The 13,189-nt window shown below is 66.6% G+C and carries 8 protein-coding genes; 4 read left to right on the forward strand and 4 right to left on the reverse strand.

The window, feature by feature from the left end; genetic code table 11:
- Positions 1-146 precede the first annotated feature (146 nt).
- A complete protein-coding gene (locus ACG02S_RS10015; protein ID WP_394470313.1) occupies positions 147-3,011 on the reverse strand; it encodes a TonB-dependent receptor domain-containing protein in 2,865 nt (954 codons plus the stop codon).
- Positions 3,012-3,650: 639 nt separating this feature from the next.
- Between ACG02S_RS10015 and ACG02S_RS10020 the strand changes: the two genes are divergently transcribed.
- Positions 3,651-6,377: a TonB-dependent receptor gene (locus ACG02S_RS10020; protein ID WP_394470314.1), complete on the forward strand. Its 2,727-nt coding sequence runs from the start codon at positions 3,651-3,653 to the stop codon at positions 6,375-6,377.
- A 129-nt stretch (positions 6,378-6,506) separates the two neighbouring features.
- On the forward strand, positions 6,507-7,751 hold the full coding sequence (locus tag ACG02S_RS10025) for a geranylgeranyl reductase family protein (protein ID WP_394470315.1): 1,245 nt from the start codon (positions 6,507-6,509) through the stop codon (positions 7,749-7,751).
- 7 nt (positions 7,752-7,758) lie between these two features.
- Here the strand turns inward: ACG02S_RS10025 and pcaF are convergent, their stop codons facing one another.
- From pcaF to ACG02S_RS10040, 3 genes are read right to left on the reverse strand one after another with little or no spacing between them, the layout of a single operon-like run.
- Positions 7,759-8,964, reverse strand: coding sequence for a 3-oxoadipyl-CoA thiolase (pcaF, locus tag ACG02S_RS10030; RefSeq protein WP_394470316.1), 1,206 nt, complete (start codon positions 8,962-8,964; stop codon positions 7,759-7,761).
- The gene (locus ACG02S_RS10035; protein ID WP_394470317.1) at positions 8,961-10,385 is read right to left on the reverse strand and encodes a 3-hydroxyacyl-CoA dehydrogenase NAD-binding domain-containing protein; all 1,425 of its coding nucleotides are present in this window, start codon (positions 10,383-10,385) and stop codon (positions 8,961-8,963) included. The genes pcaF and ACG02S_RS10035 overlap by 4 nt, the downstream gene beginning before the upstream one ends.
- Positions 10,382-11,179: an enoyl-CoA hydratase-related protein gene (locus tag ACG02S_RS10040; protein ID WP_394470318.1), complete on the reverse strand. Its 798-nt coding sequence runs from the start codon at positions 11,177-11,179 to the stop codon at positions 10,382-10,384. Before ACG02S_RS10040 ends, ACG02S_RS10035 begins: the two co-directional genes overlap by 4 nt.
- A 114-nt stretch (positions 11,180-11,293) precedes the next feature.
- On the opposite strand from ACG02S_RS10040, the gene ACG02S_RS10045 reads away from it, so the two are divergent.
- Together ACG02S_RS10045 and ACG02S_RS10050 are read left to right on the forward strand one after the other, a co-directional pair.
- Positions 11,294-12,352, forward strand: a complete 1,059-nt coding sequence (locus ACG02S_RS10045; protein WP_394470319.1) for a sensor histidine kinase — start codon at positions 11,294-11,296, stop codon at positions 12,350-12,352.
- Positions 12,349-13,107 carry a LytR/AlgR family response regulator transcription factor gene (locus ACG02S_RS10050; RefSeq protein WP_394470320.1) on the forward strand — a complete coding sequence of 253 codons (759 nt, stop codon included), beginning with the start codon at positions 12,349-12,351 and terminating at the stop codon, positions 13,105-13,107. Before ACG02S_RS10045 ends, ACG02S_RS10050 begins: the two co-directional genes overlap by 4 nt.
- The last annotated feature ends 82 nt before the right edge of the window (positions 13,108-13,189 follow it).

Consider the following 13,189-nt stretch of genomic DNA (forward strand, 5'->3'; position numbering starts at 1 on the left):
GCGCCCTTCTAGAAGCGCAGGCTGCTGACTTCCTCAGCGCCAACAGGAACTGGTGGCTCGCGATCGGGCATTGCCAAAAAAAAGACGGCGGGATTCGGCCCCGCCGTCTTGCGTCATGCGTCAGTGACGCTGTTCGATGCGCGTGCTCAGAACTTGGCGTTCAAACCGACAAAGTAGCGCCGGCCGAGCACGTCAAACGTCGACGGATCGGTGTTGGCTTGGACGTTCGGCGAATACAGCCTGGGTTGCTGATCGGCCAGATTCGACACGCCGGCACGCACGGTGATGCTCTTCGTGATGGCATAGCGCGCCGAGATGTCGTGGTACCAGGTCGCTGCGGTGCCCGTGTTCGTCACAGGTGAACCGCCGGTGACCGTCTCGGCATTGACCATCTTGTCGATATAGCGGTTGAGCAACTGAACGCTCAGGTCGCCCCACGAATACGTGGTGGACAGGCTCGCGCGCCACTTGGGAATGGCGGTGCCGGTGGTGGACCCGATCGAGCCGACAAAGTCATTGACGGGGCTGAGCACCGTGGTTTGCTGCTTGTTCTTCTCGGTCCAGGTCGCAACAGCATTCCACCTCAGCGAGCCCAGTTGCTGGAGGCTGAGCGCATAGTCGAGGCCGAGGTCGATGCCCGAGATCTTCTGGGATGCCTGATTGCGGGACAGTTGAACCAACTTGATCACGCCGCCGTTATTGGGATCGCGAGAGAAGAGTTGGCACCACTCATTGGTCGGGCTGAAGTTGGGGTTGGCGCCGTCACGGTTGAAGCAACGCTGGACGATGGTCGGCGCATCGACAGCATCGATCTTTTCCTTCAGATCGATGGACCAATAGTCGATCGTCGCCGACAGGTCTCTGGTCGGTTGCAGCACCAGCCCTGCCGTGAACGACTTCGACTTCTCAGGCATCAAGTCCGGATTGCCGGCCGTGATGCCGTTTGCCTGGCTGCTCGGCTGGACATAGCCCGCGGCACCGGCCACAGCCGACTGGGTTGTACACAGTGCTCGCACCTGAGCGGCGCTCGCGCCAGTGCGGTAGCTGCTGGTGTTGGTGCAAGGATCGGCATTGGTGAACGTCGGGAAGTTGTTCACCGGCGGCGCGAAGAGCTCGGTCACGTTCGGCGCACGGACGGCCGACTGAGCACCGCCGCGCACGCGAACCGTGTTGTTGATCGCCCAGTCCATCGTCAGCTTGAAGCTGGAGTCCTTGCCGGTGAGCTTGCTGTCCGAGACGCGAGCGCCCACAGTCGCGGAGAGAGACTTCACCAACGGCACGTTGCGCAGGAGCGGGATGACCGCCTCGGCGAAGACGTCCTTGAACGCCAGCTCGCCCTTCACAGGGTTTTGCTCGTTGAAACCAGCGACCTGACCGGGCTGCAATCCCGAGTCGGGCTTGAAGTCATAGTCGAGCCCGCGATAGCTCAGGCCGAAGACGGCATCCAGGCTGCCGGCCGGCAGTTGAACAACCGGACCCGTGACGGTACCTTCGATCACCTTCTGAACCACGGTGGTCAGATTTTTCGCCTCCAGGCTGATGTATTTCTGGCACTCGACCGAGATCGGCGCGTCGCCAAATGGATTGAAGCCACCGGCGCAAAGCGAGGCACCACCATCGGCTGCGTTGATAAGGGCTTGCACGCGGGGCAAGCGCACATTGCCGCCCTGGGATTCGTTCTGGACAGAACGGCCATAGCTGGCATAGAGGTCATAGGTCCAGTCGCCCAGCAACTCGCCGCTCGCACCGACGATGCCTTGCCCGACATCGTGCGTGTTGTAGGAAGTGCGGCCACCGAGTGCGTTGAACCGCTTGCTGAAGGACACCGTCGCCGTTGGATTGTCGCGGGCGGCCAGCAATGTCCTGGCTTCCGCGCTCAAGAACGGGTTGGTCACAGGCACGAAGAAGCCGGTAGTACCGCCGGCCGGCGTCGGCGCCAATTCGGACTGCGCGTTGTAGTTGGTAAATTGGAATGACGCGTAGGGACGGAAGTTCTTGTTGACTTCGTAATCCATGGACGAATAAACCGACCAGCGCTCCATCGGCAGGACCAGTGCGTTGTCCGGCTCGAAGTTGTATGAGAAGTTGTCCGGGTAGAACCTGGTGGCAATGTGGCTTTCGGGCCCGCGATAGTTGACGACCTCCCGGGTCGCGTTGCCAGCTACGCCGGTACAAAAGAGCGTCCCATCCGGATTGAAACCGAATCCAGCCGCCCCACCGTTCTGATTGCACTTGTTGGCGCCGAAGATGCCGTCGACTGCGGCCTGGGAGGGCGCGTTGGTTCCGACCCCAATCGAACCGTTCGGGAAGATCGTGGTGGAGGTCGATGCCTGGGCCGAGAACTCCCGCGCGCCTTTGTAGATGGAGTCACGCTTGAAGAAGCTGGCCCCGAACACAGCCGACCCGCGCCCGCCTTCGAAGGTGCCGCCCAACGTCATCGAGGCAGAGCTCTCCTTGCCGTCGCTGCGATCGGTCATGCGGTGGTGGGCATCCAGCTCGAGACCCTTGAAGTTCTTCTTCATGATGAAGTTGACGACGCCCGAAACCGCGTCCGCGCCGTAGGCCGTCGCAGCGCCGCCGGTGATCACTTCAACCCGCTCGATCAGGGAGGTGGGGATGGTGTTCGTGTCGACCGTACCGCCGCCCGTCGAGCCCATGGCGCGGCGGCCGTTGATCAGCACGAGGTTCCGGTTGGAACCGAGGCCACGCAGATCGATGAACGCGCGGCCATTGCTCGACGGATTGTTGGACTGCGAGCTGAGGCCGGCTGTGACTTGCGGCAGGGTGTTGAGGAACTGCTCGACGGTCACGATACCGCTTTGGCGGAGTTCCTCGGCGGTCACCGTCACGATCGGGCTTTCCGCCGTCGCGTCGGACTTCTTGATCCGCGAGCCTGTGATCTCGATGCGCTCCAGTTTCTGGGTGTCCGCCTCTTGGGCGAAGGCGCTGGTAGCACCGAGCGTACCGATCAGCGCGGCCACAGCGGCGCTGCGGGCATTTCGTTTGAACATGAGTAGTCCTTTGTGAGGGCGTTCAAGCTGTGTGTTGGACAGGAAATCGGGAAAAACGACCGCGTGCACGGTCACTTTTTCACCCGCGAAGTCTGGCGACGCGCGAATTCAACCCTGCCCCGGGTTGCCCCCAATAGACCCCCTACAAGTGCCAAAAGACAGGGTTCAGCAAACAAAATTCAGGGGTTACCCCAGGAAACAAGTTCGAATCACGTTGTCACATCGCCACACACGGGGGAAGCGGCGAAAGAGGAAAACGGCCCCTGTCGGTGAAATCCGACGCCTGAAGGCGCGTAGCCGAACGTTTCCAGATCAATTCCGCGGTGAAGCTGTCTCTTTCCTGACACAAACCGCGCGGTCATTCTTCAGGTGGCCAAAAGTCATCGGCGCTGCACCATCGCTGACCAGCTGGTAAAAAAACACAATAAATCAGTGACTTACGGCATGGGGCAATTGGCAGATCGACGTCTGGGGTGGCCCAGCCCCCGTTTCCAAAGCCCTTCCCCTGACTTTCCCGGGGCCCCTTCCGACCGGGCACGTCCTGAGAATGGCGACCGGTTTCCTGATCGGGAACACGTGTAGGCGCCTGACTCGGGCGGCTCGCGCAGTTCATGACCCATCGGTCAAATTGGAGTTTTCATGCACAAACGAACCCTGCTCTCCAAGGCCGCTGTTGCGGCTCTGGGGTTGATCGCCTCCTCGGCTTTTGCACAAACGCAAGGCAATGCGCAGCAACTCGAGCGCATCGAGATCACCGGCTCCGCGATCAAGCGCCTCGACGCCGAGACCGCTGTTCCGGTGACCGTCATCAAGATGGATGACCTGAAGTCGCAAGGCGTGACTTCGGTCGAGCAGATCTTGGGCCTGCTGTCGTCCGTCCAGGGCACGCAGAACATGGCCTCGGCCGTCGGCTCCGGCACCGGTGGCGCGACCTTTGCCGACATGCGCGGCCTGGGCGCCAACAAGACGCTGGTGCTGCTGAACGGTCAGCGCATCGCCAACAGCGCGACGGGCTCCGCCTCCGCGCCCGACATGAACATGATCCCGTTCGCGGCGATCACCCGCGTCGAAGTGCTGCGTGACGGCGCCTCGGCCCTGTACGGCACGGACGCCATTGGTGGAGTGATCAACTTCATCACCCGCAACAATTTGACCGGTGGCTCGTTCAGCGCCGGGTACGACGCCCCTCAGAAGTCTGGTGGCTCGACCAGCAGCGCCAGCGCCACCTATGGCTTCGGTGATCTGGGCAGGGATGGCTGGAACGTCTATGGCGCGCTGAGCTACAAGAAGCGCAACGAGATCTCCGGCACCGAGCGTGATTTCAACAAGCGCTTCGTGGGCGGCCTGTCCAACAGCACCTTCCCTGCCAACTATCAGGTTCAGCAGGGTGGCGACTTCTACAACCCCATCGCCACGGGTTGCGCCGCCCCCAACCTGATCTCAAACGCCGCCGGTTGCCAGATCGTCACCCCGCCCTTCGTCAGCATCAGCCCGAAGAGCGAGACGCTGTCCGGTCTTGTCAAGGGCACGTTCGACGTGAGCCCCGCTCTGCGCCTGGGTGCGGAACTGTTCTATTCGAAGAACTCGGTGGAAGTGCAGACCGCTCCCGTGCCCTATGGCAGCTACTGGATCAACCCGGGCACGACCTACTTCCCGACGGCAGCACTGACCAAACCGAACTACAGCCCGACCTTCGATCCGTACGAGTTGAATGGCGAGCCTTTCAACAGCCCGACCGCCCAGTTCCCCAACCCGGTGAACCTTCAACAGGGTGGTGTGCTCGTCTGGTTCCGTGACGTCTTCAACGGCCCGCGCCGCGACAAGTCCACAGGCGAGCAGTACCGCGCCCTGTTCACGGCAGAAGGCAACGCAGCCGGCTGGGACTACAAGGCTGCCCTGGCCTACAACAACACCGAGAACAACCGCAAGCTGACGGCCGGCTATGCCAACGGCGAAGTCATCGGCGAAGGCCTGATCCGCGGCATCATCAATCCGTTCGGCGCACAGACGCCTGAAGCGCTCGCGCTGATCCAGGGGGCTGCACTGAAGGGCCTGCTGAGCACCAGCGAAGGCAAGGTAACCAGCTTCACCGCCTCCGCCGGCCGCGAACTGGGCGACTGGTTCAACGCGACACGCCCCGTTCAGATCGCCGTTGGCACCGAGTACCGACAGGAAGAGTACGTCGACTTCAACCACCGCGACTTCGCCGCCCTCGTGTCAGCCAGCACTGGCGTGGACCCGGATGCCCGCTCCGAAGGGGATCGCAAGGTCTACGCGTTCTACGGCGAACTGAACGTGCCGCTGACCAAGGAGCTCGAAGTGAGCGCCTCGGTGCGGTACGACAAGTACAACGACTTCGGCAACACCACCAACCCCAAGGTCAGCTTCCGCTATCAGCCCCTGAAAGAACTGCTGGTGCGCGGCTCGGCGTCGACTGGCTTCCGCGCGCCCTCGCTGTATGAACTGAATGCCACCACCGGCTTCACGAACACGGCAGGCAACACGAACAACCCGCTGAACTGCCCCGGCGGCGTGCTGGTCAGCGGGGCCACTTCGGGTGCCAACTGCAAGACACAGTTCCAGTCCTATTTCGGCGGCAACAAGGATTTGAAGCCGGAGGAGTCCAAGAGCTTCACGCTGGGCCTGGTGTTCGAACCCGTCAAGGGGTTCACTACCAGCGTCGATCTGTGGTCCGTGGAGGTTGAGCAGCAGATTGGATCCATCGCGGAAGGCACGCTGTTCCTCCCCGCCAACCAGCAGATCTTCAGTCAGTACTTCAAGTACCTGCCGGGCAACCTGCTGTCGCAGAACACTCGTGACTGCCAGGGTGGCCCGACGTCGCCGACCTGCGGTTATGTCGACGTGCGTACGCAGAACCTGGGCGGCGTGAAGACCAACGGTATCGACCTGGGCTTGCAGTACCAGGTGGCTACGTCGATGGGCCGCCTGGGCTTCGAGTACCAGGGTACGTTCGTCAACAAGTACGACTACCAGGACTACAAGGACGGCCCCTGGAACCAGAACGTCGGAGTCTTCTCGGGTTCCGGCCCGGTCTTCAAGTGGCAGCACAACTTGAGCAGCAGCTGGTCCAAGGACGGCTGGGGCGCGGGTCTGGCCCTGCACCACAAGTCCGGCTACGTGGATCAGGACCCGACCAACAAGGTCAAGGCCTACACGACGGCTGACGCCTATGTCAGCTTCTCGCCGATGAAGGCTGTCTCGCTGCTGCTGGGCGTGCGCAACCTGACCGACCGGGATCCGCCGCTGACCTACCAGAACGAGCTGTTCCAGAGCGGTGGCTGGGACTCGCGCTTCTACGATCCGGTCGGCCGTACCGTCTACGTGCGCGGCACCGTCAACTTCTGATCGGTACCCCGTAGCAGACGCGAAAGCGGGAGGCGCAAGCCTCCCGCTTTTTCTTTGTCCGACCGCCACGACGCGTCAGGCGCGAACCGCCGGCCAAAGCTGGCTACTTAGAATCTCGCGCCCGTCTGCATGTCGACCACCGCCTCCTTGAACTCCACGCTCACCTCCACTGGCGCTGCCGTCCCGCCTTGCGACGTCCTCATCGTCGGCGCCGGCCCTGCCGGCAGCGCCTGCGCGCGTGTGCTGGCGCAGGCCGGTGTCGACGTGATGCTGGTCGACCAGCACCCGCCGGGGCGCGACAAGACCTGCGGCGATGGCCTGATCCCTGACGCGCACCAGGCGCTGGCGCGGCTGGGGTTGCTCAACGAGGTCATGCGCCGTGCGCAGCCGGTCAGCCATGTGGGCTGCATCGGCCCGCGCGGCGGGCGTGTGGATGTGCCGGGCTCGCTGGCCGTGCTGCCACGCAAGGAACTCGACGCGGTGCTGCTACAGGGCGCCCGCGATGCCGGCGCACGCTTCGAGCAGGCCCGCTTCGAGGCGGCGCTGGAAGCGGACGGCCGCGTCGTCGGCGCGCGCCTCAAGCGCGGTGACGAGGTCGTCGAAGTGCGCTCACGCTGGGTCGTGCTGGCGACCGGCGCAGTGCCGAAAGCGCTGACGGCCGCGGGCATGTGCGAGCGCCACACACCCAGCGGCATCGGCCTGCGCGGCTATGTGAAGGCGCCGCAGATGGTGGGCAAGATCACCTCGCTGGAAGTGATCTGGGACCAGGCCGTGCGGCCGGGCTACGGCTGGATCTTCCCGGCGCCCGATGGTCACTTCAACATCGGCGTGGGCGTGACCGACTCGCACCGCGTGCTGGGCGGGCGGGCGCTGAAGAAGGACGTGAACCTGCGCGAGATCTTCGAGCGCTTCGTCACGGCCTACGCGCCGGCAGCGGAGCTGATGCGTGTCGGCGAGCTGGTGGGCGAACTCAAGGGGGCGCCCCTGCGCTTCACGCTGTCGGGCGCCAAGTGGACGCGGCCCGGCCTCCTCGTCACCGGTGAGGCGGCGGGCTCTACCTACTCCTTCACGGGCGAGGGCATCGGCAAGGCGATGGAGACGGGCATGCTGGCGGCCGATGCCCTGCTGGCCCACGCCGACGACACGCGCGCGCGCGCGGCCTATGAGGCCGGCCTGTCAGCGCTCAAGCCCAAGTTCCAGCTCTACGAGGGCGCCAACCGCGTCAATGCCCACCCCTGGCTGGCCGATCTGGTGATCTGGCGTGCCAAGAAAAGCCCCCGGGTGCTGCGCCGCCTGGCCGGCGTGCTGAACGAGACCAGCAACCCCGGCAACATCGTCAGCCTCAAAGGGATCACCCGGCTCTTCTTCGAGTGAGTGAGGGTCAGACCCGCTCGACGATGAGCGCAATGCCCTGCCCCACCCCGATGCACATCGTGCACAGCGCGTAGCGGCCGCCCGTCACCTCGAGCTGGTTGATAGCCGTCGTCACCAGCCGCGTGCCGCTGGCACCCAGCGGGTGGCCCAGCGCAATGGCGCCGCCGTTGGGGTTCACGCGGGCGTCGTCGTCGGCCAGGCCCAGGTCGCGCAGCACGGCCAGGCCTTGCGCGGCGAAAGCCTCGTTCAGCTCGATGACGTCCATCTGCGCCAGCGTCAGGCCGGTCAGCGCCAGCACCTTGCGCGTGGCCGGCGCGGGGCCCATGCCCATGATGCGCGGCGCCACGCCAGCGGTGGCCATGCCCACCACACGGGCCCGCGGCGTCAGGCCGTGGCGCTGGACTGAAGCCTCGCTGGCCAGCAGCAGCGCGCAGGCGCCGTCGTTGACGCCGCTGGCATTACCGGCCGTCACGCTGCCATCCGGCGTCACGACGCCCTTCAGCTTTGCCAGCGCCTCCAGGCTTGTTTCACGCGGGTGCTCGTCCAGCAGCACCCGCAGCGGCTCGCCTTTCTTCTGCGGCAAGTCCACCGGCACGATCTCGCGCTCGAAGAAACCGCGCTGCTGCGCGGCGATGGCCTTGCGCTGTGAGGCCAGCGCCATGCGGTCCTGTGCGTCGCGCTCGATGCCGAAGTCGCGCGCCACGTTCTCCGCCGTCTCGGGCATCGAGTCGACGCCGTGCGTCGCCTTCATCAGCTGGTTGACGAAACGCCAGCCGATGGTGGTGTCGTAAACCGCATTGCTGCGGCTGAAAGCCGACTCGGCCTTGGGCATCACGAACGGCGCGCGGCTCATGCTTTCCACACCGCCGGCAATCAGCAGCCCGGCCTCGCCGGCGCGGATGGCACGGGCCGCCGTGCCCACCGCATCCAAGCCCGAGCCGCACAGGCGGTTGACGGTGCTGCCCGGCACTTCAACCGGCAGCCCGGCCAGTAGAGCGGCCATCCGGGCCACGTTGCGGTTGTCTTCGCCGGCCTGGTTGGCGCAGCCGTACAGCACGTCGGCCACCTCGGCCCAGTTGACGTTCGGGTTGCGCGCCATCAAGGCCTTGATCGGCAAGGCGGCCAGGTCGTCGGTACGGATGGAAGACAGCGCCCCGCCGTAGCGGCCGAAGGGCGTGCGGATGGCATCGCAGATGAAGGCGTCGGTGGTCATGCGAGATAGGGCGACACGCGATAGCGCTCGCCGCGGTAGTGTTGATCGAGCCGGTTCAGCAGCGCGACGACGGTCGGCACGCCCCAGAAGGCCAGCCACTCGAACGGGCCGGCGGGATAGTTGACACCCAGCTTCATCGCCGCGTCGGCGCCGGCCTCGTCGCAGACGCCCTGCTGCACCGCGTCGGCGGCCTCGTTGATGAGCATGGCGATGGTGCGCGCGACCACCAGGCCCGGCAGGTCGGCCACGGCACGCGGCACCAGGCCCAGCCGGGTCAGCCAGGCCGCCGTAGCGGCGTCGCCCGCATAGGCTATGTCGCCGGCCGGTGCCAGCGGCAGGTCGAACACAGCCGTACCCGGCCCGAAATCGGCGGCGCGGCGGCCGTCCGTCAGGCGCAGTTCCCGGCCGTCGACGGCCAGGCCGACCCAGTCGCTGGCCATGTCGCGCACGGCCTCGGGCAGGTTGGCGGCAAAGCGCTCGGCCAGCGCGCCGCGGCCGTGCACGACGAGCCGGGCCGCACGCGGCGACGCGGTTCCCACGTCGGGCAGCGCCGGCGCACCTGCCGGGTAGCGGTAGAAACCACGCCCGCTCTTGCGGCCCAGGAAGCCGGCATCCACCAGCTCCTGCTGCACCAGCGACGGCGTGAAGCGGCGGTCGAAGAAGTTGGCGGCGAACACCGACTGCGTCACCGCGAAGTTGGTGTCGTGGCCGATCAGGTCCATCAGCTCGCAAGGGCCCATGCGAAAGCCCGCGGCGCGAAGGACCGCGTCGATGACCTCGGGCGCAGCCGCACGGTCCTGCAGCAGCATCAGCGCCTCGGCGTAGTAGGGCCGGGCGATGCGGTTGACGATGAAGCCCGGCGTGGAACGCGCATGCACCGGTACCTTGCCCCAGCGCGCGGCCAGCTCGAACACGGCCTGCGCGACGGCGGGGTCGGTACCCAGCCCCGACACCACCTCCACCAGCTTCATCAGCGGCACCGGGTTGAAGAAGTGCATGCCCACCAGCCGCTCGGGCCGGCGCATGCCGCGCGCCAGCGCCGTCACCGAGATGGACGAGGTGTTGGTGGCAATGACCGCATCGTCCGGCAACAGTGCCTCCAGCTCGGCGAACAGTGCGCGCTTCACGTCCAGGTTCTCGACGACAGCCTCGACGACCAGCTCGACGTCGGCCGCCATGGCTTGTACGGGCGTGATGCGCGCCAGCGTCGCGGCTGCCGCCTCCGCCGTCAGCTTGCACTTGGCGACCAGGCCTTCCAGCGTCTGCGCCAGCTTGGCCTTGGCGGCCTCGGCGGCTCCGGGGCGGTTGTCGAACAGCTGCACGGCGTGGCCGGCCTGCGCGGCCACCTGAGCGATGCCGGCGCCCATCAGGCCGGCGCCGACGACCAGCACGCGGGACTGGGAGAGATTCGGAATGGTCATGCGTCGGGTTTCCAGTTCGGCGCGCGCTTGGCGAAGAAGGCCGCAAAGCCCTCGCGGGCCTCGGGCGTGGTGCGCACGCGCGCAATGGTCTGCGCGGTCAGCTCGCGCACCTCGGCCGTCACGGGACCGGGCGCGAGCCGCGCGTACAACTGCTTGATCTCGGCCTGGGCCCGCGGGCCGCAGACCAGCAGGTCGGCGACGAGCGTGTCGACGGCGCCGTCCAGCGCGTCGGCCGGTACCACGCGCTGCACCAGGCCCGCGCGCAGCGCCTCGGCCGCGTCGATGCGGCTGGCCGTCAGCGCGAGGCGCCGCGCCTCCCGCACGCCCACGGCATTCACCAGATGGGGGCCGATGACGGCGGGCAGGATGCCCATGCGCGCCTCGCTGACCGAGAAGCTCGCGGCGTCGGACGCGACGGCCATGTCGCAGGCGCACACCAGCCCCACGCCGCCGCCCAACGCGGCGCCCTGCACGCGGGCGATGGTGGGCCGGGAGCACTCGGCGATGCGCGCCAGCATTGCAGCGAAGCGGCGCGCATCGTCGAGGTTGTCGTCCTGCGACGCGGCGGCGGCGCGCTGCATCCACTGCAGGTCGGCGCCGGCGCTGAAGTGCCTGCCGGCCCCGGCCAGCACGATGACGCGCACCGCGTCGTCCTCACCCAGCTGCACGAACGCGGCATCCAGCTCGGCGATCAGCACCTCGTCGAAGGCGTTGAAAACGGCCGGGCGGTTCATCGTCAGCACGGCGGCGCCGTCGGCGCGGCGATCGAGATCGAGGGCGGTCCAGGCAGGCATGGCGGCATTCTGCCTTTTCCCGACCGATCGGTCGAACAACCATCCATGCGCGCCTTTCTGCCATTCGCCGCCTGGCGTGACGACGGGACGCAGCGCACTTCTAGACTGCGTGCCATGTCAGTGCCCTCCCGTCTGAGCCGCTGGCTCACCTCCGACTGGTCACAGTGGTTCTACCCCGGCCCGCGCCGCGCCTTCAGCGCCGAAGAGATGGCGCGAGCTGGCCAGCAACCCTGGCCCGGCGGCATCGATCACTACGTCTACGGCAACCTGATCCTGCTGCTGGTCGTCTACGCCAGCGCCAATCGGCAGTACGTGTGGGTGTGGCCGGTGGTACTGGGCTTGGGGTGGTTCACGCTGGCCGTGGCCCGCTGGCTGTGGCGCACGCCCACGAGCCGACGGCTCAACCTCGTTTGCTATGTCGTCGGCTTCGTGCTGGCCGGCCTTGCCATCGCCGTCGTCAAGACCGGCGCGCGTGAACAGGTGGAGACGCACTTCCCCTGGATGCTCGCCATCATGACCGCCGTGTTGTCCGCCTGGTGGCTGCTGACGCTGTTCCGCGCCCAGCAGATCGAGGCCCGGCTGCGCGAGCTGGCCGAGCAAGACGCCGCGCTGAAGCTGTCCACCCGGCTGGCCGCCGCGCAGATCCAGCCACATTTCCTGTTCAACACGCTGGCGTCGCTGCAGCACTGGGTGGACACCGGCGACGCCCGCGCCGCGCCGCTATTGCGCGACTTCACCGGCTACCTGCGCGCCACGCTGCCGATGTTCGAGCGCGACCTGCAGCCGCTGGGCGACGAGATGAAGATGGTGCAGCGCTACCTGGCCATCATGCAGGCGCGGCTGGGCGCACGGCTGCGCTTCGACATCCAGATGCCGGACGACCTGGCCGCCACCGAGCTGCCGCCCGGCCTTGTGCTGACGCTGGTGGAGAACGCCATCGCCCACGGCGTGGAGCCGCAGTTGCGCGGCGGCCAGGTGGACATCGCCGTGCACCGTGACGCCGTCGGCCACGTGGTCGTCAGCGTGCGCGACAACGGCCCCGGCCCTGCCCCCGGCTGCACCGACGGCGTGGGCCTGTCCAACACGCGCCGCCGGCTGCTGCAGGCCCTGCCCCACGCCACCTTGACCCTGGACGACGCCGACCCCGGCTGCATCGCCACACTGACGCTATGAACCTGACCGCCCTGATCGCCGACGACGAGGAAGCCCCCCGCGAGCAACTGCGTGCCGCGCTGACCCGCCTGTGGCCCGAGCTGCGCATCGTCGCCGCCAGCGAGAACGGCGCCGACGCCTGGGACGACTGCCTGGCGCACGAGCCGGCTGTCGCCTTTCTGGACATCCGCATGCCTGGCCTGACCGGCATCGAGGTCGCGCGCCGGCTGTCGTCGCTGGCCACGCCGCCGCTCATCGTGTTCGTCACCGCCTTCGACGACCAGGCGCTGGCTGCGTTCGAGACCGGCGCGGTGGACTATGTGCTCAAGCCCGTGGACGACGAGCGCCTGGCGCAGACGCTGGCCCGGCTCAAAACCCGCCTGGCCCGCCCGGCTGCACCCGACACCGCGGCCCTCACGCGCCTGCTGGCCGGCCTGGCTGCACCGAAACCGGCGCCCCGCCCCATCCAGGCCAGCGTGGGCCGCGAGGTGCAGCTGATCCAGCCCGAAGACGTGCTCTATTTCGAGGCCGACCAGCGCTACACGCGCGTCGTCTACACGGGCGGAGACGCGCTGATCCGAACACCGCTGCGTGAGTTGCTGACCCAGTTCGATCCCGACCAGTTCTGGCAGATCCACCGCAGCGTGCTGGTCAACAGCCGCTGCATCTCGCGCGCCGTGCGCGTGGACGAAGGCACGATGGTCGTCACGCTGCGCGGGCGCGACGAGAAGCTGCCGGTGTCGCGGCAGTTCCAGGGCTTGTTCAAGGGCCAGTGACGCAGCCCGTGGAAACCCCTGGCTGCACAGGTCGGCGGCGTCCCCAGAATCCGCGTCTTCACAAGAACACCCACGGCACCCG

The sequence above is a fragment of the Pelomonas dachongensis genome (assembly GCF_043555865.1).
GTDB classification, from domain to species: Bacteria; Pseudomonadota; Gammaproteobacteria; order Burkholderiales; family Burkholderiaceae_C; genus Pelomonas; species Pelomonas dachongensis.

Excerpts from the sequence above, each read along its gene's own strand:
- ACG02S_RS10015 (WP_394470313.1), bottom strand. The coding sequence starts at position 3,011 with ATGTTCAAACGAAATGCCCGCAGCGCCGCTGTGGCCGCGCTGATCGGT.
- ACG02S_RS10020 (WP_394470314.1), top strand. The coding sequence starts at position 3,651 with ATGCACAAACGAACCCTGCTCTCCAAGGCCGCTGTTGCGGCTCTGGGG.
- ACG02S_RS10025 (WP_394470315.1), top strand. The coding sequence starts at position 6,507 with ATGTCGACCACCGCCTCCTTGAACTCCACGCTCACCTCCACTGGCGCT.
- pcaF (WP_394470316.1), bottom strand. The coding sequence starts at position 8,964 with ATGACCACCGACGCCTTCATCTGCGATGCCATCCGCACGCCCTTCGGC.
- ACG02S_RS10035 (WP_394470317.1), bottom strand. The coding sequence starts at position 10,385 with ATGACCATTCCGAATCTCTCCCAGTCCCGCGTGCTGGTCGTCGGCGCC.
- ACG02S_RS10040 (WP_394470318.1), bottom strand. The coding sequence starts at position 11,179 with ATGCCTGCCTGGACCGCCCTCGATCTCGATCGCCGCGCCGACGGCGCC.
- ACG02S_RS10045 (WP_394470319.1), top strand. The coding sequence starts at position 11,294 with ATGTCAGTGCCCTCCCGTCTGAGCCGCTGGCTCACCTCCGACTGGTCA.
- ACG02S_RS10050 (WP_394470320.1), top strand. The coding sequence starts at position 12,349 with ATGAACCTGACCGCCCTGATCGCCGACGACGAGGAAGCCCCCCGCGAG.